The sequence below is a fragment of the Actinoplanes sp. NPDC051346 genome (genome assembly GCF_040682215.1).
Lineage (GTDB): Bacteria > Actinomycetota > Actinomycetes > Mycobacteriales > Micromonosporaceae > Actinoplanes.
This window is the reverse complement of record NZ_JBFBAJ010000001.1, coordinates 549,280-570,727: the sequence shown is the minus strand read 5'-3', so window position 1 is coordinate 570,727 and position 21,448 is coordinate 549,280. Positions and strand designations below refer to the sequence as shown.

The 21,448-nt window shown below is 72.4% G+C and carries 19 protein-coding genes and 2 pseudogenes; 3 read left to right on the top strand and 18 right to left on the bottom strand.

Annotated features, from left to right (window positions below):
* Window positions 1-353: pseudogene (locus AB0M36_RS02575) on the top strand (hypothetical protein); the annotation flags it as partial.
* A gap of 570 nt (window positions 354-923) precedes the next feature.
* Here AB0M36_RS02575 and AB0M36_RS02570 read toward each other — a convergent pair.
* The 3 genes from AB0M36_RS02570 to AB0M36_RS02560 form a co-directional block, all read right to left on the bottom strand.
* Window positions 924-1,853 (bottom strand): hypothetical protein, encoded by a 930-nt coding sequence (locus AB0M36_RS02570; RefSeq protein ID WP_364151207.1) that lies wholly within the window; start codon window positions 1,851-1,853, stop codon window positions 924-926.
* A gap of 230 nt (window positions 1,854-2,083) precedes the next feature.
* Entirely contained in the window at window positions 2,084-3,316 is a 1,233-nt protein-coding gene (locus tag AB0M36_RS02565; RefSeq protein ID WP_364151204.1) for an MFS transporter, read from the bottom strand.
* 35 nt (window positions 3,317-3,351) lie between these two features.
* On the bottom strand, window positions 3,352-3,876 hold the full coding sequence (locus AB0M36_RS02560) for a deaminase (protein ID WP_364151202.1): 525 nt from the start codon (window positions 3,874-3,876) through the stop codon (window positions 3,352-3,354).
* Between the two features lie 100 nt (window positions 3,877-3,976).
* On the opposite strand from AB0M36_RS02560, the gene AB0M36_RS02555 reads away from it, so the two are divergent.
* Window positions 3,977-4,813, top strand: a complete 837-nt coding sequence (locus AB0M36_RS02555; protein WP_364151199.1) for an alpha/beta fold hydrolase — start codon at window positions 3,977-3,979, stop codon at window positions 4,811-4,813.
* A gap of 11 nt (window positions 4,814-4,824) precedes the next feature.
* Here AB0M36_RS02555 and AB0M36_RS02550 read toward each other — a convergent pair whose 3' ends face one another.
* The 14 genes and pseudogenes from AB0M36_RS02550 to AB0M36_RS02485 form a co-directional block, all read right to left on the bottom strand.
* A complete protein-coding gene (locus AB0M36_RS02550; RefSeq protein WP_364151196.1) occupies window positions 4,825-5,451 on the bottom strand; it encodes a response regulator transcription factor in 627 nt (208 codons plus the stop codon).
* Window positions 5,448-6,638: a histidine kinase gene (locus AB0M36_RS02545; protein ID WP_364151194.1), complete on the bottom strand. Its 1,191-nt coding sequence runs from the start codon at window positions 6,636-6,638 to the stop codon at window positions 5,448-5,450. Before AB0M36_RS02545 ends, AB0M36_RS02550 begins: the two co-directional genes overlap by 4 nt.
* Before the next feature lie 19 nt (window positions 6,639-6,657).
* A complete protein-coding gene (locus AB0M36_RS02540) occupies window positions 6,658-7,098 on the bottom strand; it encodes an ABA4-like family protein (RefSeq protein ID WP_364151192.1) in 441 nt (146 codons plus the stop codon).
* The gene (locus tag AB0M36_RS02535) at window positions 7,095-8,000 is read right to left on the bottom strand and encodes a hypothetical protein (protein WP_364151189.1); all 906 of its coding nucleotides are present in this window, start codon (window positions 7,998-8,000) and stop codon (window positions 7,095-7,097) included. The genes AB0M36_RS02540 and AB0M36_RS02535 overlap by 4 nt, the downstream gene beginning before the upstream one ends.
* An 82-nt stretch (window positions 8,001-8,082) precedes the next feature.
* Window positions 8,083-8,958 carry a pyridoxal-phosphate dependent enzyme gene (locus AB0M36_RS02530; RefSeq protein WP_364151187.1) on the bottom strand — a complete coding sequence of 292 codons (876 nt, stop codon included), beginning with the start codon at window positions 8,956-8,958 and terminating at the stop codon, window positions 8,083-8,085.
* Window positions 8,955-10,067 carry an XdhC/CoxI family protein gene (locus tag AB0M36_RS02525; RefSeq protein WP_364151184.1) on the bottom strand — a complete coding sequence of 371 codons (1,113 nt, stop codon included), beginning with the start codon at window positions 10,065-10,067 and terminating at the stop codon, window positions 8,955-8,957. Before AB0M36_RS02525 ends, AB0M36_RS02530 begins: the two co-directional genes overlap by 4 nt.
* Window positions 10,060-10,632: a nucleotidyltransferase family protein gene (locus AB0M36_RS02520; protein ID WP_364151181.1), complete on the bottom strand. Its 573-nt coding sequence runs from the start codon at window positions 10,630-10,632 to the stop codon at window positions 10,060-10,062. Before AB0M36_RS02520 ends, AB0M36_RS02525 begins: the two co-directional genes overlap by 8 nt.
* 47 nt (window positions 10,633-10,679) lie before the next feature.
* Window positions 10,680-11,597 (bottom strand): AraC family transcriptional regulator, encoded by a 918-nt coding sequence (locus tag AB0M36_RS02515; protein WP_364151178.1) that lies wholly within the window; start codon window positions 11,595-11,597, stop codon window positions 10,680-10,682.
* A pseudogene (locus tag AB0M36_RS02510) lies at window positions 11,594-12,177 on the bottom strand (isochorismatase family protein). The gene AB0M36_RS02515 and the pseudogene AB0M36_RS02510 overlap by 4 nt, the downstream one beginning before the upstream one ends.
* 78 nt (window positions 12,178-12,255) lie before the next feature.
* The gene (locus tag AB0M36_RS02505; RefSeq protein WP_364151176.1) at window positions 12,256-13,176 is read right to left on the bottom strand and encodes a sugar kinase; all 921 of its coding nucleotides are present in this window, start codon (window positions 13,174-13,176) and stop codon (window positions 12,256-12,258) included.
* Entirely contained in the window at window positions 13,173-13,802 is a 630-nt protein-coding gene (locus AB0M36_RS02500) for a bifunctional 4-hydroxy-2-oxoglutarate aldolase/2-dehydro-3-deoxy-phosphogluconate aldolase (RefSeq protein ID WP_364151173.1), read from the bottom strand. Before AB0M36_RS02500 ends, AB0M36_RS02505 begins: the two co-directional genes overlap by 4 nt.
* 22 nt (window positions 13,803-13,824) lie before the next feature.
* Window positions 13,825-14,415, bottom strand: a complete 591-nt coding sequence (locus AB0M36_RS02495) for a hypothetical protein (protein ID WP_364151170.1) — start codon at window positions 14,413-14,415, stop codon at window positions 13,825-13,827.
* 244 nt (window positions 14,416-14,659) lie between these two features.
* Window positions 14,660-16,030, bottom strand: a complete 1,371-nt coding sequence (locus AB0M36_RS02490; protein ID WP_364151167.1) for a hypothetical protein — start codon at window positions 16,028-16,030, stop codon at window positions 14,660-14,662.
* Window positions 16,031-16,212: 182 nt separating this feature from the next.
* Window positions 16,213-18,540 (bottom strand): EAL domain-containing protein, encoded by a 2,328-nt coding sequence (locus AB0M36_RS02485; RefSeq protein ID WP_364151164.1) that lies wholly within the window; start codon window positions 18,538-18,540, stop codon window positions 16,213-16,215.
* Between the two features lie 201 nt (window positions 18,541-18,741).
* On the opposite strand from AB0M36_RS02485, the gene AB0M36_RS02480 reads away from it, so the two are divergent.
* Window positions 18,742-20,766 (top strand): N-acetylmuramoyl-L-alanine amidase, encoded by a 2,025-nt coding sequence (locus AB0M36_RS02480; RefSeq protein ID WP_364151161.1) that lies wholly within the window; start codon window positions 18,742-18,744, stop codon window positions 20,764-20,766.
* Here the strand turns inward: AB0M36_RS02480 and AB0M36_RS02475 are convergent.
* Entirely contained in the window at window positions 20,754-21,422 is a 669-nt protein-coding gene (locus tag AB0M36_RS02475) for a sigma factor (protein ID WP_364151158.1), read from the bottom strand. The genes AB0M36_RS02480 and AB0M36_RS02475 overlap by 13 nt on opposite strands.
* Window positions 21,423-21,448: the final 26 nt, after the last annotated feature.

Sequence of the window (21,448 nt, the reverse complement as noted above, 5' to 3'; positions counted from 1 at the left end):
CGCACGACAGGGTGGTCGGCGTCTGGCACGATCCACGCATGGAGATCCTGGTGGCGGTCGCCGTCGCCATGCTGCTGCTCGGCTTGGCCGCGCTCGCGCTCTCCGCCTTGGCTAGGAAGCGCCGGGAACAGCAACGTGCGGCAGCCCGGCTGACGGGGGTCGAGCGCAAGCTCGATGCGACGCTCGCCCCGACAGGCGAGGTTGCGCCCGAGCCGTCACACCCGGCGGTTGAGGAATTGGTGCGGCAACAGCGGTTCGTCGAGGCGGTGCGGTTGTTCCGCGAGGAGACGGGCGCCGATCTACTCACCGCGAAGAACGCCGTCGACGCGATTGCCGCCCGCCTCGAACGGTGACGGGACCTGCCTCGAACGGTGACAGCGCCCCTCGAACAACGCGGACAGCGCCCCTCGAAGAACGCGGACAGCGCCCCTCGAACGCCGACAGGGCCTCGGGCGGCCAACAGAGCCTCGGGCGCCGACAGGGCCCTCGAACGCGGATGGGGGCCGTCCGGGGGCGAAAGAGCACCTTCCCAATCTGTCCGACCACATAGATCAGACGACGCGGGCGGAACAAAGGCCGAGGCGAGCTCCGACGGAATTGGATGTGGATGTCGTCGTGCCGTTACGGCGGGCGCTTCCAGCGCATAGGCCGGGAACGCGTCGGCAAATGGGGTGAACGGCCGCTGCCCCATCGGGAGGTCCGGCGAGGGCAGCGGTTTGGGTTGGCGGTCAGACGGCGGGGCTGGTGCCGGCCGTCATGCCGTAGCCGGTGTTCACGATCGCGCCGTTGGAGTCGCGTGTGTGGAGGAAGCCGTTGTTGGCCTGGAAGGTGATCCGCCAGCTGCCCGTGACATCCGGCGATGGACGGGCTGGTGCCCCCGCATCATGCCCAGACCCAGATCGGCGGTGGACCCGGTCGGCGGTTCAGGGGGTCAGCTCATCTCGTCGCAGCGTCGTTCGGCTCAGGGCCGCTGAGGGGAACGAAGCGGGATCCACGTAACATAGCGGGACGAGCCACTTCAGCTCTATATGTCCGACCCGCTGTCGGGTCCGCACGTCGAACAGCGGTGCGATCGGATCCACAGCCCGGAACTCCACGCCGAACGGCGGAAATCGCATGATGTTCTCGGCGATGAACTCTTCCTTGTCGCGGTAGAACGTGCCAGCGGGAGTGATGTACGACTTCTGAACGTCGAGCATCATCTTCGCCGGGAAGTCGCTTCCCGGCCGCATCGATTCGATCCAGCCGACGTTCTTGTGGCCGAACATTCCGATCTCGATCTCCCCGAGGCCCTCGATCCGCGCGCCACCCACCCGAATCGCGCAGCCGATCTCCTGCTGCCGGCGGCCATCGGGGAGCGAGACGGCCGGCGTTCTTCCGATGATCACCTGCGCGGGGTCCATCTGCAGGGGTACGTCCTCGACCACTCCCACGATCGTGCCGTTGCCCTGGCAGGCTCCTGCCATGGGAGTCACGGTCACGTAGTCCTCAAACGTGGGGTCCGGGGCCCCGACCTCTTCGATCTGCGCTCGAGTAGGCCGTTCGCCGTCGGCGTTGACCAGGAGATAAGACAGGCCGGCCAGAAGGTTCCGCTCATCTGATTCGGCGTAGCTCCAGCTCCCGACCCGACTGTCGGCGGGCAGGCGCGCCAACCGCTGCCCGACCCACCCCACCGGCATGTAGCCGTGCACATCCACGGTCGCAGAGCCAACGGTGTCAGCGAACTCATAGCTGACGACGTTTGCGTAGGGGTCCACTGTCAATCTCGCGAGAAGCTCATTACCGGTGCCGGCCCCGGCGCTCCGCCTGGCGGCCATCTCGATGCTTGCGGGCAACTCCGTGATCTGCGGCATGTGCGCACTCCCTTCGACACCGGGGCGACGATCGGCCCGCAGGGCCAAAGCGTTGCTTTCGTCCGCTTTGAGGATCAGGCGGAGGCTCCGGCGCCCACGACTTCTGACGTACATCCTCGGCGCTTGCGGCAGTACGTGGCCTCTTGTCGGTTGCTCAACCTGGACCGGGTTCCGCACGGTCCGGCAGCGGACGGGTGCGAGTGGCCCGCCTGAGAACGGACCGGCGGGACTTACGAACGGGTGCCTCGAGCCCCTGCGGTCGCCGGCTCGGACTGGCCGGCCTGCTCGTCACCGGTCCGCTCCGTCGCGACCGGTACGAGTATCGCGGCGAGCAGGGGAAGCGCCGCCACCACGGCGAAACTCGACGCGAAGCCCGCGGCTCCGATCGCCACGGCCAGGACCGGCGGAGTGGCCGCCGTCAGTGCGTTCTGGCCCGTGGTCTGGATGCCGAGAGCCCGGCCGGCCCACGCGGATCCCGCGTACTCGGCGACTGCGGTGAAGGACAGGGCGTTGCTGCTCGCCGCCACCACCGCCAGGAACAACAGGACGGGGACCGCCAGGCTCGATCCGGCCGCGGCGGCGCAGGCCAGCACCAGCAGTCCCACGCTGGTTGCGATCGCGATGACGCGCATGGGCTTCAACCGGCTGCCGATGCGGTCGGACCAGTAGCCGGCCCCGAGGCGGCTGAGTGCGCCGCAGGCCTGCGCGCCGGCCAGCAGGTAACCGGCGTCGAGGACCGTCCAGCCCCGGGCGTCGGTGAGGAACACGATCGCGAACGTGGTGACCGTGAACTGGGCAATGACCAGAAGCGCGCTGGCCGCGTGAATCCGCCACAGGCCCGGAGAGCGATAGGGCGACGTCGAGGTCGACTTGCGACCCGGATCCGTTTGGCCGGTCGCGGACGGCTGCGGGGCTGGATCGCGTACGAAGACGAATGCCGCTGTGGCGGCGACCAGGAACAACGCGGCAAGGAACAGCAGCGGCACGCCGGTGCCGCCGGCGGCGAGGGCGGGCAGCGTGGCGGCGGCCAGCGCGAGGCCGATCGGCTGCGCACTCTGCCTGATGCCCATCGCCACGGCGCGCTCGTGCCGCGCGAACCAGCCGAGGATGAGCCGGCCGCTCGCCAGCACCGAGCCGCCGGCCGCGCCGGCCAGCCCCAGGCACACGCCCAGGCTCACCGTGCCGTGCGACCAGCGGGCGGCGACGAGGACGAGGCCGGCAAGCCCGAGGCCGGTGGACAGCACGACGCGCTCGCCCCACCGGTCAGCCGCGGCGCCCCAGGCGATGAGCGTGAGCATCACCCCCGCGGTGGGGCAGGCGACCAGGACGCCGGCCTGCTCCAGGGAGAGGCCCTCGTTCCGGAACGCCGGAATCAGGTAGGCGAGCCCGAACTGGAACGTGCTGCCGGCGGTCATCGCCAGCATGCCGACGACCAGGATCAGCCAGCGTCTGCGCTCACTCACCATCCGCAAATCCGCCCAGGGCCTCGGTACGGCCGTCAGATTTGCGTACGCGCGGGTCTGAGATCGAGCACGTGCGCGTTGATCTCGCGAACCAGGTAAGCGAGGTCGGTGATCTCGATGACCTCCACGCCGCCCTCGCGAAGTGATTCGACACCGTGGCAGTCGGCGAACAGGAGCGGTTCACGCAGGGCGAGAACGACGCGTCCGATGCCTGCCGCGAGGATCAGATCCGTGCAGGTGCCCGGTCGGGACTTGCGAGCCGTACACGGCTCCAGCGAGCTGTAGATGGTCGCCTGGGAGAGGTCGATCCCCGGCCGGACGGAAAGCTTCGCGAGAGCGGCTTCCTCCGCGTGATCGCGGGGCCCTATCTCCCCGGTATAACCGGTGGCGAGAACGGAACCGCGACGGTCGACGATGATCGCGCCGACGGCGTAGTTGGTGGATGTCGGTGGGGAAAGCCGCGACATCTCGACCGCGGCCGTCAGCCAGCTGCGATCTTCCGAAGAGGCACCGGTGAACGCCGGGGAGCCGAACGCGTCGAACGCCCCGTTTGCAGCCATGATCGCAGTTTACGGCTGGCGTACCCGTCCAGGGACGTGGCGTACGGCACCTTTGGCTCACATGATCGACCTATCCCCTCGGCTGTGTGAAGCTGTCGGAATGCAACCGCGCATCCACCCCGTCGCCACCCCGGACGGACTGACGCTGACGGTCGAGGAGTACGGCACGCCCGGCGCCGCCGCGTCGATCGTCTTCCTGCCCGCCCTCGGCGTGCCGCTGGCGTACTACCGCAAGTTGTTCGACACCTGGGCCGCCCGCGGACGCCACCTCGTCGGTGTCGAGCTGCGCGGCATGCCGCAGAGCCCGGTCACCGACCTGCGCAAGGATTCGTTCGGGTACGCCCACCTGGTCAACGTCGACCTGCCCGCGGTCTTCGCCGGGTCCGCCGTCTCGGCGGCGCCGAGGGTCGCGCTGGTCGGGCACAGCCTCGGCGGCCAGCTCGCGCTGCTGTCCGGCGCGGCCGGCACCGTACGCGCGGATGCGATCGTCACCCTCGGCACCGGGACGAGCTCCACGGCCGCCCGCCGCAGCCGCCTCGGCCGGGCCCGCAGGGCCGCCGGCGTGCGCTTCGTGGGCGCGGTGACCTGTTCGCTCGGCTACTGGCCGGGGCACCGGCTCGGATTCGCGGGCCGGCAGCCGCGCACGCTGATGGCCGACTGGGGATACGAGGCCCGGCACGGCCGCTACCGCCTGCGCGGGGACCGCACCGACTACGAGGCCGCCCTGGCACGGATGGAGACACCCGTCCTGCTCGCCGGCATCGCGGGCGACCGGATGATCACGACCGCCGCGGTCGACCACCTCGCCAGCCGGCTCCCCGCGCACGTCGAACGCGCCCGCATCGACACCGTGCGCGACCACTTCCTGTGGGCGCGCCGAGCTCCCGAGCACGTGATCGAGACGGTCGAAACCTGGCTCGACGGCCACTCCCTTTAACCCAGGGCGCACTAGCTCGAGCGGGCGTGGAGGGCCAGGCGGACGCGGTTGGGACTGTCGGTCTTGGCCATCAGGCTGGTGACGTGCGTCTTGACTGTGGTTACTCCGATGTGGAGGCGTTCGGCGATCTCGGTGTTGGACAGGCCCTCGGCGACGAGGTCCAGGACGTCCCGTTCGCGGGCGGTCAGGCCGGGCACGCGCCTGGGCTCGCCGCCGCGGGCTTCGACGGCTCGTTGGACGAGGCGTTGCAGGATCTCCTGGCTGAAGGGGCTGTCGCCGGCCGCCGCGCGGCGGATGCCGTCGAGCAGTTCGGCCGGGGGTGCGTCCTTGAGCAGGAAGCCGCAGGCGCCGGCGGTCAGTGCGGGGTAGAGGTGGTCGTCGTCGCCGAAGGTGGTGAGGACCAGGATTCTGGTGGCGGGGCGGGCGGCGAGGATGCGGCCGGTCGCGGTGATGCCGTCGACGCCGGGCATGCGCAGGTCCATGACGATGACGTCCGGGGTGAGGCGGGCGGCGAGGGTGATCGCGTCTCGGCCGTTCTCGGCCTCACCCACGACGTCGAGGTCGGGCTCGGCGCCGCAGAGCATGCGCAATCCGGCTCGGATGAGCGGCTGGTCGTCGACCAGCAGCACCCGGATCATCCGTCGCCCCCGAGCGGTGAGACGGGCAGCGGCGGGACGGCGGCGGGCAGGACGGTGGCCACGCGCCAGCCGCCGGCGGACGGGCCGGCCGTGAGGTGGCCGCCGAGGACCTCGACCCGTTCGCGCATTCCGGTCAGGCCGTGTCCGCCGCCGGAGGGTAGGCCGGGGGCCACGCCGCCGCCGTCGTCGGCGACCGACCAGATCACGTCGCCGTTCGTCACTTCGACGCTCAGTTGGGCGCGTGCGGTCGGACCCGCGTGCTTTGCCACGTTCGTCAGTGCCTCCTGGGTGAGCCGGAGCACCGCCATGCCGCGGACCGCGTCGATCGCCGCCGCCTCGTCGTCGATCGTGTAGTCGACGGTCAGTCCCGCCTGGCGTGCCGTCGATACGGCCGCCGTCAGGGCTGCGGGCAGTGCTGCCGGTTCGATGGCGGTCAGCGTCGCGTCCGTGCGTACCGTGGGATCGCGGAGCACCGCGACCAGCTTGCGCAGGTCCGCGAGCGCTGCCGTGCCGGTGCGGTGGACGTCGTCGAAGACGTCGGTGACCCGGGGGTCGGCGTCCGGCAGGACGTGCCGGGCGACGCCGACGCGCAGCACCATCGAGGCGACGTGGTGGGCCACCACGTCGTGCAGTTCGCGGGCGATGGCGCTGCGTTCGTCGGCGCGGGCCGCGCGGCTCTCCGACTCGCGCTGGTGGCGCTCGGCCGCCGCCTTGGCCTCGGCCTGCCGGCTGAGTTCCCGGGTGGTGCGGATGACCAGGCCGAGCAGCACGGGCAGGCCGACCACCACGAGCGCGCCGAAGACGGGGCCGGCCCAGCGGTCGGGATGGTGGGCGTACCCGCCTATGAGGTGGATGACCGCGACCAGCACGGCGGCGCTGGTGAAGACCCGCGGGCGCGATGCCGCCATGGTGAGCTCGAGCAGGGCCCAGGAGGTGCCCACCTCGTTGATCATCTGGTCCTGGACCAGAATGTTCGCGGCGATGAGCAGCGCCGACTGGGCGAGCAGGTTGGCCATGCGCCGCTTGTGCAGCAGCAGCGCCGTGGCGAAGGCGATCAGGGCGAGGATCCACTGGGTGCGTGTCGGCTCCCGGCCGTCCCCGGTGCCGAAGACGAGGTAGCCGAGACCGCTGAGGTCGAGCAGCAGCATGCGCACGAACGTGTCGCGCGCGTCGAAGAGTCTGCTCACCCATCCCACGCTGACCACCCTATGGCCTGTCCTGGGTGTCTCCGGTGGCGTGGAAGCGGGTTCGCGCGAGCAGGTATCCGGCGAGCCCGAGCGGGCCGAGCAGGATCGTCAGCACGAGCAGCGGGGACAGGATCCAGGCCGGTACGCCGCGCCGGGTGCCGTCGAGCCAGGCCCAGCGGCCGACGAAGAGGTCGAAGGCGATCATGTGCGCCCAGGCCGCCGTGGCGCCGTCCGCCGTGCCGAGGAGCGTACGGACACCGTCGAGGGTGGGGAACGCGACCGTGGGCAGCACGTCGGCGATCGCGGGCAGCACCAGGATGGCGTAGATGACCACGACCGGGAGGACGATCAGCGGCGACGCGACGATCCGGCGGGTCCAGGACCAGCCCGGGAACACGATCATCAGCGCCCAGAACGGTGCGGCGACGGCGAAGGTCAGCGTGAACAGGACGGGCGTCATGCGGCGAGCTCCAGTTCCGGTCGGCGGGCCCGGATCACCCGGTTCGCGGCGAGGGCGGTGGCGGCGACCAGCGCGGTGGCGGCGGCCAGGGTGAGCAGGTCGGGCCGCAGCAACGGCTGCCCACGCAGAGCTTGCCAGGTCAAGAGCACGATCAGCGTTCCGTACGCGGCGCCGCCCACCGCCAGCAGCCGTACCCGGGTGAGGACGTCGAGGCGGCGGCCGAGCAGCAGGGCGAGCAGCGGCAGGGCCTGCAGCGCGTGCAGTCCGACGAAGTGACCGATGCGCAGGTCGCCACCGGTCGTGCTCCAGCCCAGCAGCGGGAGCCCGGGACTGCCGTCGGCCACGCCGACGCTGTGCGCGCCGACGATGTCGTCCTGGCCGGGCGGCGCGGCGAAGGGCAGTGTCATCGGGATGGCCACGAGCAAGCCGAGCAGGGTCAGCCCGAGCCCCCAGCGAACGGCGTGCGCGGCGACGCGGTCGGCGATCCGGGCCCGCAGCACCGCGACGCCGATGACGAAGTGGCCGATGAACAGCACCATGATCGCGGTGCCCATCACCTGCCACAGCGTGGCGTTGAGCGGGGTGCTCGCGTTGTAGTGGCTGGTCGTGCCGCGTACCACCTGGGTGACGATGACGACCATCTCGGCGACGCCCATCGCGACCACGACGGTCGCCGCCCATTCGGCGGCACGGTGGCGGCGCGGCAGCAGGGACAGCATCCACGCCAGGGTGCCGGCGTAGACGGCGAAGGACACGGCGAACTTGAACGGCTTGGCCCAGATCGGCATGCCGGTGAGGATCCGGGGGTCGGCGATGACGCCCACCGCGGCGACCACGGCGAGCGCCACCATGGCGGCGGTGAAGGCCATCAGCGGACGATGCAGACGCGACAGGGTTGGCATGCCGTCGATCCTCATCGGCCGCGGACCCGACTTCGTCCGCCCGCGGGCCCGTCCCCTCCTCCCTAGGTAGGAGGAGAACCTCCTAGGGGAAGGCGGGGTGGCCGAAGAGTCCCGGGAGGCCGCCGGTGTGCAGGAACACCACCTTGCCGTCCGGCGGGTTGGCGCGCAGACCCGCCAGCGCCCTGCCGGTGTAGGTCGGGTCCAGGAACAACCCCTCGGTCCGGGCGGCGAGCACGAGCGCTGAGCGTACGGAATCCGTCAGCGCGGCATAGCCCGCACCGATCTGGGAGTCGTCGATCAGCAGCGCGGCCGGGTCCACCTTTCTGCCCATGTCGGCGAGCAGCGACGCCACCGTGGCGCGGGGCGACGGCAGCGCGCCGACGTCCACGCCGTACACCCGGTGCGGGCCGAGCTCGGCGACCAGGCCCGCCATCGTGCCGCCGGAGCCGAGCGCGACCACGACGGCCGCCAGGTCCGGAAGCTCGGCCAGCAACTCCCGGGCGCAGTCCTGGTATCCCCGGGCCGAGACCGGGGACGTGCCACCGAACGGGATGACATAGCCCTCCTGCGCCGCCGCCACCTCGTCGAGCGGGGCCGCGCCCGCCCAGACGATCGTCGCGCCCGTCAGGTCGTCGAGGAGCAGATTGCCGCGATGGGTCTCGGGCGGGTCGCCGCGCAACACGAGCGTGCACGGCAGACCGAGCCGGGCGGCGGCGGCCGCGGTCAGGCGGGCGTGATTGGACTGTGCGGCGCCGGTGGTGACCAGCCTCGTCGCGCCCGCCTCGAGCGCCTGGGCGCAGAGGTAGCGCAGCTTGCGGACCTTATTGCCGCCACCGCCCAGCCCGGTGAGGTCGTCGCGTTTGATCCACAGCTCGTCGAGGCCGAGCGCCGCGGCCAGGCGCGGGGCCGGCTCGAGCGGGGTCGGCCACGTGCCGAGGGGGATCGGCGTGAGCGTCATCGGTGGTCCTCCCTGTGGATGGGTCCGGAGGTGCCGGAGAGCCGTTCGCCGGTGCCGTTCCAGCGTGTGGCCACGATCTCCGCGGCCACGCTGACCGCGGTCTCCTCCGGGGTGCGGGCGCCCAGATCCAGCCCGATCGGCGAGCGGAGCCGGGCCAGCGCCTCCTCGTCCAGGCCGGTCTCCCGCAGGCGCTTGAGGCGGTCGTCGTGGGTGCGGCGGGAGCCCATCGCGCCGACGTACGCCAGGGGCAGCTCCAGCGCCGTCCGCAGCACCGGCACGTCGAACCGGGGGTCGTGGGTCAGGACGCACACCACCGTGCGGCCGTCGATCCGGCCGGCCGACGCCTCGGCGGCGAGGTAGCGGTGCGGCCAGTCGACCGTGACCTCGGCCGCCTCCGGGAAGCGCTCGGCGGTCGCGAAGACCGGCCGGGCGTCGCAGACCGTGACCCGGTAGCCCAGGAACGCGCCGATCCGGGCCACGGCGGCGGCGTGGTCGGTGGCCCCGAAGACCAGCATCCGGGCGGCCGGCGCGAACGAGGTGACCAGCACGTCGAGCCCGGTCCCCCGGCGCTGTCCGTCCGGCCCGTAGTGCAGCAGCCCGGTGCGCCCGGCGGCGAGCAGCCCCCGCCCGTCGTCGGTCGCGGCGTCGTCGAGCCGGTCGCCGTCCAGCGAGCCGTGCCGAGCGTCCGGGGTGAGCACCAGGTGCCGGCCGAGCCGCTCGGGCGGGCCGTCCACACAGGTCAGCAGCGCCACCGGCCGCCCACCGTCCACCTCGGCGGCGAGCACGTCCAGCTCGGGGAACCCGGCCCGTTCCACGAACACGTCGATGGTGCCGCCGCAGGGCAGGCCGACCTCGAAGGCGTCGGCGTCGCTGACGCCGTAGCGGACGGCGCGCGGGCGCCCGGACTCGGCCACCTCGCGGCACAGCTCGTAGACGGCGGACTCGACGCAGCCGCCGGAGACGCTTCCCACGGCGGTGCCGTCCGACCGGACCAGCATCGTGGCGCCGGGCTGCCGGGGCGCGCTGGACCAGGTCGCGGTCACGGTCGCGAGTCCGGCAGGTTCCCCGCGCCGCCAGGCGGCGACGACTTGCTCCAGAACGTCACGCACGGTCGCCCACCGTCGAAGGCACGTCGAGGTCGAGATCGTCGGCGACGTCGGCGACGGGCACGACGTGCACCTCGGCGGCGTGCGCGCGGAGGTAGTCGCGGGCGCCCCGGTCGCCGGTCGCGCCGCGCGCCACGCCCGCCCAGTGGTCGCGGCCCAGCAGGACCGGGTGGCCACGGCGGCCGGGGTAGCCGCCGGCGACCAGGGCCGTGGGGGACGCGAGCGCGGCTACCCGGCGTACGGCCGCGGGGGTGACGCCGGGCATGTCGACCAGCAGGACCACCGCCGCCGCGGCCGACGAGTCGGCCAGCGCGGCCAGGCCGGCGCGCAGCGACGACGCCATGCCGGTCTCCCAGTCGGGGTTCTCCACGTAGTCGAGGCCGGGCGCCGCCGCGCGGACGCGGTCCGCCGCCGCGCCGACCACCACGACGGTGCGGCTCAGGCCCGCCGCCCGCGAGGTCTCGGCGGCATGCGCCACCAGGGGTCTCCCCCGCCACGGCGCCAGGGCCTTGGGCATCCCGAACCGGCACCCCGCGCCCGCCGCGAGGACCAGACCGGCGATCTCCATGCTGGGGAGCGTAACCGCCGGGCGGCCTTCGTAAACCGCTCGCCGTGTCACGGTGTGACGGGTACGCGAGAACGCAGGCGGCGCAGCATCCGGGCGTCGCCGAAGCCCACCGCACGCGCCGCGGCCTCCATGGTGGCGCCGTGGCCGATCAGGTGCTCCGCCCGTTCCACCCGCAGGAGTTGCTGGTAACGCAGGGGCGTCTGGCCGGTGGCGGCCTCGAACTGGCGGGTCAGCGTGCGCTCGCTGACCGCCGCCGCTGCCGCCAACTCGGCCAGCGGCAACGGCTCGGTGAAGTGGGCGTCGATGCGGTCCTGCACCCGGTGGACGGCGTCGCTCAGGTGGGCGCGGTGCCGCAGCATGGCGCTGGACTGCCGCTCGTCGCCGTTGCGCCGGGCGTACACGACCATCTGGCGGGCCACCCGCGCGGCCAGTGCCGGGCCGTGCCGCACGGCGATCAGGTGCAGGGCCAGGTCGATGCCGCTGGCGATGCCCGCGGAGGTCACGACCCGATCGTCGCTGACGTAAAGCACGTCGCGGACCACGTGGGCCCGCGGATAGCGCCGGGCGAGCTCCTCCTGGACGTCGTGGTGGGTGGTGCAGCGTCGGCCGTCGAGCAGTCCGGCCCGGCCCAGCACGTCGGCGCCCGCGCAGATGCTGGCGACCGTGCCGCCCGCGGCGTGGTGGGCGGCGATCCGTTCCAGGGTGCGCGGGCCGAGGTGGCCGGTGCCGGCCAGGCTCGGCGCGCGCCAGCCCGGCACCACGATCAGGTCGTCCACGTCCAGCCGTGGCCAGGTGGTGTCGGCGCGGAGCTCGACACCCTGATGGGTGCGGATGCCGGGCTGCTCCGCGACGTAGGACAGATCATGGTCGTGCCCGTGGTCGGCCGCGGTCGAGAACACCTGGGCCGGGCCGGCGAGGTCCAGCAGGTGCAGGCCCGCGACGAGCACGAACACCACGCGACTCACGATCCGGTCAGCTCCTTCACGGTGGATACGGTAGCGAAGCGGCCCGCCAGCGCGTACTCGGTGCGCTCGGTCACCGCCGCGGCGGGCAACGTCCGCGGATCCGACAGCAGCTCTTCGAGGGTCTGGTCGGCGGGAGCGTCCCAGTGCGGGATGGGGAAGGTCGCGGTGGCGTCGGTGACGAACGTGACGGCGTACCCGAGGTCCGAGCCGACCCGCGTGGTGGTTTCGACGCACTGCTCCGTACGGATGCCGCAGACCGTCAGCCGGCGCACTCCCCGGGCGGTGAGCACCTGCTGCAGGTTGGTCGTCGTGAAGGCGTTGTGCGAGGTCTTCGTGAGACGGGCTCGTCGGGCAGGGGCGCGAGCTCGGCGAAGACCCGCACGTGCCCGCTGGCCGGGTCGAACACGTCGCCGCTGCCGGGCTCGGCGTGCAGCACCCACACGACGAGGTCGCCGGCGGCCCGGGCGGCGTCCGCGAGCCGCTGGACCCGCTCGGCGATCTCCGGGTTGCTGACGGCTCGCCAGAGCGGACGGGCACGGAAGGACTCCTGGACGTCGATGACGATCAGCGCGTTGGTCATGTGTCGATCCTCGGCGCGACCGACCGCCGCCGGAAGGCACGGAAGCGCCCGGCACCGGAACGATCCGGTCATCGGTCGCTACCGCGCCACGTCCGTGCTCGCCGACCTCAGGTCCCCGCGGGTGGGCAGCCCCTCACAATCGCCCGGGACCGTCACCGCGAACGCCCCCGCCGAGATCGCCGTCGCGAGCCGGGTCGCCGGCGATGCCCCGCACAACCGGTCGGCGAGGTATCCGGCGGCGAACGCGTCGCCCGCGCCGACCGGATCGACCACCGCCACGGTCGGTGCCGGCAGCGCGTGCCGCTCTCCGTCGATGAGGGCCGTGCAGCCGCGGGCGCCGTCCTTGACGATCACCTCGGTAGGGCCGAGCGCGGCCAGGCCGTCGAGGGGCCGCCCGTCGACGATCAGCGCGGCCTCGTCGGGGCCGGCGAACACCAGGTCGGCGCGGGAGACAAGGTCGCGCAGCACCGGCGCCGCGTCGTAGGTGGACCAGAGCTTGGCCCGGTAGTTGACGTCCACCGAGACGGCGACGCCGGCGGACCGGGCGGTCTCGACCGCCTGGAAGACGGTCACGCGCGCCGAGTCGCTCAGCGCCGGCGTGATGCCAGTGACGTGCACGATCGCCGCCGCACACACCGCGTCGACCGGGATGTCGAGGGGCGTGAGCCGCGAGCCGGCGCTGCCCGCGCGGTGGTAGTCGACGTGCAGCAGGGCGCCGGTGCGGCGGTGCTTGACCATCAGACCGGTGAACGACGGATCGCGGATCACCACGGCCCGCACGCCCTCGGCGCGCAGGCGCCGCTCGATGAGGTCGCCGGTCGCGTCGTGGCCAACCCGCCCGATCCAGGTCGCCGGAAGGCCGAGGCGGGCCACGCCCACCGCGACGTTGCTCTCGGCGCCGCCGATGCCGAGGTGGAAGCCCCGGGCGTGCTCCAGCGGTCCGACGGTGTCGGCGCCGAACACGCCCATGGTCTCGCCGAAGGTCAGCAGGCCGCTCATGAGCGGGCGTAGGCGACCGCGTCGACGGCCCGCCGGGCGCGGTCGGCGAGCGCGGTCAGGCTGCCTCCGGAGGCGGCGTCGCCGATCAACGGCCCGCCCAGGCCGACCGCCACGGCCCCGGCGGTGAGCCAGGCGGCGACGTCGGCGATCTCGATGCCGCCGGTCGGCATGATGCGCAAGCCGGGCAGCGGCCCGCGCAGGTCGCGCAGGTAACCCGGGCCGACGGCCGAGGCGGGGAAGAGCTTGACCAGGGGCGCGCCCGTCCGGGCCGCGGCCACGATCTCGGTCGGGGTCAGCGCGCCCGGGTAGACGGGCACGCCGGTGCCGTCGAGGCCGGGCACGGCCACCGGGGACACGAGGAACTGCGCCCCGGCGTCGATGCTCGCCTTGGCGTCGGCGGCGGCGAGCACCGTGCCGGCGCCGACCACGACGCGCTCCGGAAGCTGGCGGCGCAGGCCCGCGATCGCCTCGAGCGCGCCTCGGGAGGTGAGGGTGACCTCGATGGCGGTGATGCCGGACTCGACGAGGATCTCGCTGATCGCGGAGAAGGCGTCGGCGGTGGGTGCCCGCAGCACCGCGACGACACCGCTGCGCACCACCGCCGCAGTAACCGAAATGTCCGACACGGACGGCTCCCATCGGGTCTGGTCAATTGCCCCGATCATCCCTGGAATCGGCCGCACCGGCCAGCGGAGCGCCCCTGCGCAGATACGACCGCAGCGACCGCGAGGACCGCTGCGGCGCCTCCCCCGGCGGGGGCGGAGTCGCCTCGATGCCCAACTCCTCCCGGATGGCCGCCTCCAGCTCCTGCATCACCAGCGGCACGTGTCCGAGCATCTCGCGCAACGACTTCGCCGGATCCACGCCGCGCGGCGGCGCCGGGCGCTCGCCGTAGAGCTTCTCCAGCAGCACGTGCACCGCCAGCGCGGCGCTGCGGACCTGGCCCGAGGCGAGCAGGCGCACCTGCATCAGCGCCGGACCCACCTCGTCGACGTACGTGTACGGCCCCGGCATCCGCTGCCCGGTCTCGAGCGCGACCCGCAACCGGTACGTCGCCCGCTCGAACTGGGTCAACAGGGCGACGTACGCGTCGCGGCGCTCGGCGTACCAGCGGCGGGTCCGCTTCGCGCGGCTGCGTACGTAGTCGTCACGGGCCGACACCAGAACCGTGACTCCCGCCCCGGCCAGGGCAAACACGGCGGCGACGAGGGGCAGGCTCCACCACGGGATCTCAGACACCCGACCACGGTAGCGATGCCTCGGCCGGTAGTACCGGACGCGTCGGCGGATCTCTCGATTCGCCGACCGCCAAACCATAGAGATACGGGTACGACTACCGAGAAGTCCCGCCTCGACGACGCGACCCCGGTGCCTGGTCCGGCCGTTGCGCCGGTTTCCGGGCTGGGGGGCCAAAAAGATCTCGGCCCCTCATCCGTGATGAGAGACCGAGATCCTTAGACGGTGCGTTCGGTGTGGCGGTGGATCAGGCGACGAAGCGGGTAGCCCGTCGCCGGCGCGCCACCAGAAGGAAGGTGATAGCACCCGCCACCAGCAGCGCGAGGCCCGCGCCCGCGACGGTCAGCACGTTGGCGCCCGTCAGCGGCAGGCCGCCGCCGGAGCCGGAGCTCGCGTTGTCGGTGTCCGTGCCGTCCGTGCCCGTGCCGTTGTCCGTGCCCGTGCCGTTGTCGGTGCCGGTTCCGGTGCCGTTGTCGGTGCCCGTGCCCGTGCCCGTGCCGTTGTCAGTGCCGGTTCCGGTGCCGTTGTCAGTGCCCGTGCCGTTACCAGTGCCGGAGCCGTTGCCGGTGCCCGAGTCGCCCGGGGCCTCGCCCGCGTTGACGATGATCTCCGCGGTGTCGTCGGCGACGTTGGTGTCGGTGCCGTGCCGACCGCCCATCTGCCAGTCGTAGTTGACCTTCACGCTGCCCTTCGTCTCGCCCTTGCGGTCGATCCGGAGGTCGAACTCCCAGTCCTGGCTCGCGTTCGGCTTGAGCACGCGGTCCAGCGACTCGTCGAGGTAGCACACGTACTGCGGCGCACCCGGCTTCGAATCCACCGCGGTTTGCTTCACCATCGCCGCGCAGTTCTTGGGCGTCGAGACGACAGTGGTTCCGGCCGGGATGGTGACGAGCGTGAGGTGCTTCAGGCTGGCGATCTCACCACCCCAGAAGCTGGCCGCCGCCGGCCCCGCGTTCTGCTGACCGACCTTCAGCTTGACCGTGGCCCCGACCGCGCCAGTCACGGTGGCGCCGACCGCCTTGAGGTTGAGCGGATTGTTGCCGGTCACCTCCACCTTCGTGAAGGTGTCGTGAGGTTCGAACCCTGACGGCGCGAACGTCCCCGTCGTGGCCTGCAGTTCGAGCTTGCCGTCCGTGCCGCGTGTGGGATGCGCGGCGCGCCACTTGTCGAACCTCGACGCCGCCTCGTCGGCGGTGTACCAGTTGGACTCGCCGGCGAGGCGGCTCGGCGCGAAGGTGTCCGCCTTGATCTCGTACTGCAACGGCGTCTTGGGCACGTACTGCGTCGCGGGAGCGATCTCGGTGTCGATCTCGCAGTAGGCGAAGCGAGTGTCGTAGTAGCAGTTGTCAAAGGTCTTGACCGGCTTCATGCCGGCCGACCACTGCACGGACAGGTACACCTTGGGAATCGCGGTGGTGGTCGAGTTGCCGACCGAGACCGCGTCGGTGATCGTGCCACCGGGCGCGACCGAGACGGTCGTATCCGGGCCGCCGACAAGCCCCACGTGCGGCTTGGCGGGAGCGGCCAGCGCCGCGGTCGACGAGGCACCGACGGCGAGCCCGATGAGCCCGATGGCGCCGAGGCCCCTGATCCACGGCCGGAAACGAATGCTTGCCACGCTTATCCCCCACTCGTTTGATCAAGAATCCCGCGCAGCATAGGGATCGATGATGGTGATCGGCAAGTGGCGCCGCCGGCAACGAAACCGACGAATATGGGCGATTCGGATCCGATAATGGGACTTTTCCCGCGCGGCGACCCTCATCCATAGGGGAACCCCCTATGGTCGGGCCGATCCGCTCAGCGCACGGTGGCCCGAAGGATCAGGTCGTCGTGCTCGGCGGGCAGCGCGGGTCTGCCGTAGAGCCAGCCCTGCGCCAGGTCGCAGCCCTGCTCGCGCAGCCAGGCACCCTGCAACTCGGTCTCGACGCCCTCGGCCACCACCCGCAGGTTCATGGCCCGGGTCATGGCGAGCACCGCCCGCACGATCGACTCGTTGGCACCGTGTTCGCCGACGTCGCAGACGAAGGAACGGTCGAGCTTGACGATGCCGATCGGCAGCCGGTGGAGGTAGCTCAGCGACGAGTATCCGGTGCCGAAGTCGTCGACGGCCATGGTCACGCCGAGCTCCCGCAGGGCGTCGAGGGTGGCGAGCGCCGTCTCCAGGTCCTCCATGACGCCGGACTCGGTGATCTCCAGCCACAGCGCCTCCGGCGGCAGCCCGGTCTCGGCCAGCACGTCGCGGACGACGCCGACCAGGGCGCCGTCGCGCAGTTGCCGTACGGACACGTTGACCGACACGTGCAGAGCCCGCGCCCCCGGGCCCCGTTGGGTCCGCCACTGCGCGAGCTGCCCGGCCGCCTCGCGCAGCAGCCAGGCGCCGCTCTCCACGATCAGGCCGGTCTCCTCGGCGATGGGGATGAAGTCGAGCGGTGACACCGCGCCGAGCGTGGGGTGCCGCCAGCGCATCAGCGCCTCGAAGCCGTCGAGTTCGCCGGTCGCCAGGTCGACGATCGGCTGGTAGTGCACCGAGAGCTCGCCGCGCGACAACGCGGTGCGCAGCGCCTGTTCCAGGTTCATCCGGTCGCGGACCCGGTCGCGCAGGGAGGTGTCGAACAGCGCGTACGCGTTGCGCCCCTGCCCCTTGGCCTTGTACATCGCGGTGTCGGCGTCGCGGATCAGCTCCAGCGCCTGGGTGCCGCCCGGCGACTTGGCGACCCCGATGGACGCCGAGATCGCCACGCGGCCCACGGACAGTTCGAACGGTCGGCAGAGCTCCTCGAGCACCCGGGTGGCGAGCGACTCGGCCAGCCGCGAGTGCGAGGGGCTCGCCAGGGCGATGACGAACTCGTCGCCGCCGATGCGGCACACCAGGTCGTCCTCGCGGACCTGGGCGCTGAGGCGCCCCGCGACCGCGCAGAGCAGCTCGTCGCCGACCTGGTGCCCCCAGTGGTCGTTGACCATCTTGAACCGGTCGAGGTCGATGAAGAGCAGGCTGACCTCGAGCTGCTCGGCGGCGGCCCGGTCGCCCCAGCTCGCGATCGTCTCGGCGAGCAGCTCCCGGTTGGGCAGGTCGGTGAGGGCGTCGTGGGTGGCGCGCCGGCGGGTGGCGCGTTCGGCGCGGGCCCGGGAGTTGTTGGAGCGGACCACGCGGTAGAGCACGGCCAGGATCAGCAGCACGCACAGGACGGCCCGGACCGCGCCGTTCACCAGGCCGCCGGCGGGAGTGACCGTGGTGATGACGACCGGGACGACCACCACGACGGCGATCAGCACCGTACGGATCTTGCTCAGGTCCTTGACGATGATCCGCTGCGGCGCGGTCAGGCTGCGCATCGACGGCTGCAGTCCGGCGGCGCCGACGAGCAGGAACGTCGCCGTGAACAGCACGTCGACGGTGTGCGGCGGCACGTCGGCCAGCGCGCCGTCGCGGAGCATGAACAGGAAGTCGCCGGCGAACATCGCCGCGGCGCCCCCGATCAGCAGCCACAGGGCGGGCTGTCGGACGCCGCCGGAGAGGGCGAGCTGGGCGGCGAGCACCAGCAGCACGATGTCGAAGATCGGAAAGAAGGAGGTGGCGATCCGCAGCGGCGTGAGGTCCGTCTGCTGCATCGACGGCACCATCAGGTAGGTCCAGCACATGAACGCCGCCGCCAGGCCGACCAGCAGGGCGTCGATCCGGGCGGGGTCGTCCTCGGACGCCCGGCGCCGCCACAGCATGCCGGCGAAGGCGTACCACATGACCACGTACGCCGGGAGCGCGAACGCGTCCGGAATCAGGGCCATGTTGGTCGGCGGGGAGGCGCCCGCACCGGGCACGACCGCGCGCACGACGATGCCGGCGAGGAAGAGCGTCGCCGACCACAACAGGCACAGCCACGGGAGGCGCTCGGCGGGCAACGCCATGCGCAGCGCGCCGTACCGCATGGCCCAGAGTCCGGCCAGCGCACTGGTCAGCATCAACGGGATACGCAGCCACTGCGGGCCCGTGGCGAGCAGGGCCAGAGCCGCACCGGCCCCACCGAGGTAGGACCAGGCCAGGGTCCGGCAGTACCGGGGTAGCGCTGACCCAACGCGGGCCGGCACGGCGGCGGCGGCATCCGCGCGCCGCGGCGCCGATGAGGTCACGTCCTTTCATCGGCAGTCCGGCCGAGCTCATTAACCCGCCGGCCCGGTGCGTAACGGTGTCCCCGGAAACCCCTACGCGACTCGGGAGGAACGCGTACGTTTCATCCTGATCTGGGCCGGTCCGAAGTCTTTCGCGGGGGGATACGCGTGAAGCGAGTGCACAGGCGATTCATCAGTTCAGCGGTGGGCACCGCCGTTGCCTTGAGCGGCGTACTGGTGATTCTGAGCAGTGGTGGGCAGGCCGAGCCGGCCGAACTGCGCGCGGAGGTGGCCACCTCCGGGCCCTCCTTGCAGACGATCGACCTGGCCCCGGCGTCGCCGACCGGTCGCGGCTTCGCCGCGCGGACGACGGCCGCCGGGAATGCCGTCGCCCCGCGCTCGACCGGCCGGTTCAGCCTGCTCGGCGCGACCTGGACCGATCCGACTCGGCGGCTGACCGGCACGGTGCAGGTGCGGGCCCGCTCGGCCACAGACGGCGCGTGGACGCCGTGGCAGTCCCTGGAGGCCGACGAGCCGAACCCGGCCGAGCCGGGCTCCCGTGACGCCGACGGCAACCGGGGCGCCACCGACCCGCTGTGGGTGGGCCTGTCGGACGGGATCGAGGCCCGGGTGGCGACGGACGCCGGGCACACCACGGCGCTGCCGCCGGGCCTGCGCCTCGACCTGATCGACCCCGGCGAGGCCCCCGCCGCGCCGGCCCCGAGGGCGTTGGAGCGGTCCACGGCAGTGCCGCCGCGGCCGGCGCCGAACGTCGTCACCCGGGCCCAGTGGGGCGCCAACGAGAAGATGGTCAAGGAAGCGGCGGAGTACACCCCCGACGTCCAGGTCGTCTTCGTGCACCACACGGCCGGGCCCAACGGCTACAGCTGCGCCGAGTCGGCGGCGATCGTCCGGGGCATTCAGGCGTACCACGTCAAGAGCAACCACTGGAACGACATCGGGTACAACTTCCTCGTCGACAAGTGCGGCACGCTCTTCGAGGGCCGCCGAGGCGGCATTGCCCGGGCCGTCCTGGGGGCGCACACGCTGGGGTTCAACGCGCACAGCAGCGCGATCGCGGTGCTCGGCACCTTCAGCTCGAAGGGTGTCTCCGCCCGCGTGCGCACGGTCATCGCTCAGGTGGCGGCGTACAAGCTCGGCACGTACAACAACCCGCCGGCCGGCCGGGCCACCCTGGTCTCCAGCGGCAGCGACCGCTACGCCAAGGGCAGCCGCGCCGTCCTGAACCGCGTCTCCGGGCACCGGGACACCGGCAAGACCGAGTGCCCCGGCAACGTCCTGTACGGCCAGCTCGGCGCGGTCCGGGGCATCGCCGCGGCGCCGCCGGCCGACCTGAGGCTGACGAAGATGAACGGCGCCACGAAGATCGGCAGCACCTGGTTCAGCCGCGGCACGGTCCGGCCGTACTGGCAGGTGGACACCGCGACCACGCTGATGAACCGCTACGACGTCTACGTCGACAACACGCTGACCGCCTCCGTGCCGGCCCGGCAACGGCAGCAGGCGCTGCGGCTCACGCCGGGGCGGCACACCGTACGGGTGCGGGCGGTCGCGCTGAACGGCCGGATCGCGGTCACCGAGACCACGGTGTTCGCCGACGAGACCCTCCCCGACTTCATCAGCGGTCCCAGCGTCACGCTGCGGCCGGGGTCGCTCAACGGTGTCGTGCCGGTCCGGCTGCACTGGGCGGCCCGCGACGCGGGTGGCCTGCGCGCGGTGCGGCTGACCACCCCGGTGACGGCCAGCCTGGGCACGACCGCGACGGCGTGGGCCGGCTCGGTGAAGCCTGGCGTGCGGACCACGTACGGCCTGCGGGCCACGGACCGGGCGGGGAACGCGCGGTCGGTGGCGGCGGTCCGGACGTCGGTCACGGTCGCGGAGACGGCCGCGGCGCGTGGCGGCGCCTGGCGCTCGATCGGGAGCAGGACCTTCCTGGGCGGCTCGGCCCTGCGGGCCACCTCGGCCGGCGCGTCGCTGAGCTGGTCGTTCACCGGCCGGTCGGCCGCGCTCGCGGTGAGCCGCACGGCGGTCTCGGGCCGGGTCCAGGTGTACGTGGACGGCGAGCCGGCGGGCATCATCGACCTGCGGTCGCCCGCGACGCTGCATCGCCGCGCGGTGTGGACCCGTTCCTGGAGCTCCAGCGGCCGGCACACCGTCAAGATCGTCGTGGAGGGCACCGCGGGCCGTCCCGGTGTCATCTCCGACGGGCTGGTCTACCTGCGGTAGGGCTGCTCTACCCGCGACTCGTCGGGCGCCTGCCGATCGAGCACGGTCCGCAACGCCCGTAGCGCGAAGTAGAGGCTGGACTTGACGTCCCGCACCGGCACGCCCCGGCTCTCGGCGGCGGCCTCCAGCGGCACGCCGCGGTAGAAGAGCTCGATGAGGATCTCGCGGTGCGTCGCCGGGAGATCCTCCATCGCCCCGACGATCGTCGTCTCCGAGCGGATCGGTGGGGTCGTCGCCTCCGGGTAGGGGGACGGCGAGCGCTCCACCGGCACGACCCTGCGGTCGTCGTGCCCGGCGGGGGCGGAGCGCTCGCCGTCGCGCAGCACCGTACGGGCCGTGAGGACAAGCCAGGGCCGTACGGCGGCGGCCCGCGGGGGGAAGCGGGCCGGATCCTGTGCCGCGCGGTAGAGGGTCTCCTTGAGCACGTCCGCGGCCAGTTCCTCGTCGCCGTCGGTCAGCCGCAGCACGTAGGCCCTCAGCGCCTCACGGTGCGGCGCCACCAGCGCGTCGAAGGCGTCGGCGGCCCGCTCCTGGGCCGCCCGCGCGGCGGCCATGCCGGGAGCCGGGGCGAAGAGGTCGGCGTGCAGCGGCGATCGGGTGGGCCGATCGGCCGCGTGGCGGCCCATGACGTGCCCCTCTCCTCGTTGATCGGTCAAGGGGTCCCATGCTGATCGACCACGGC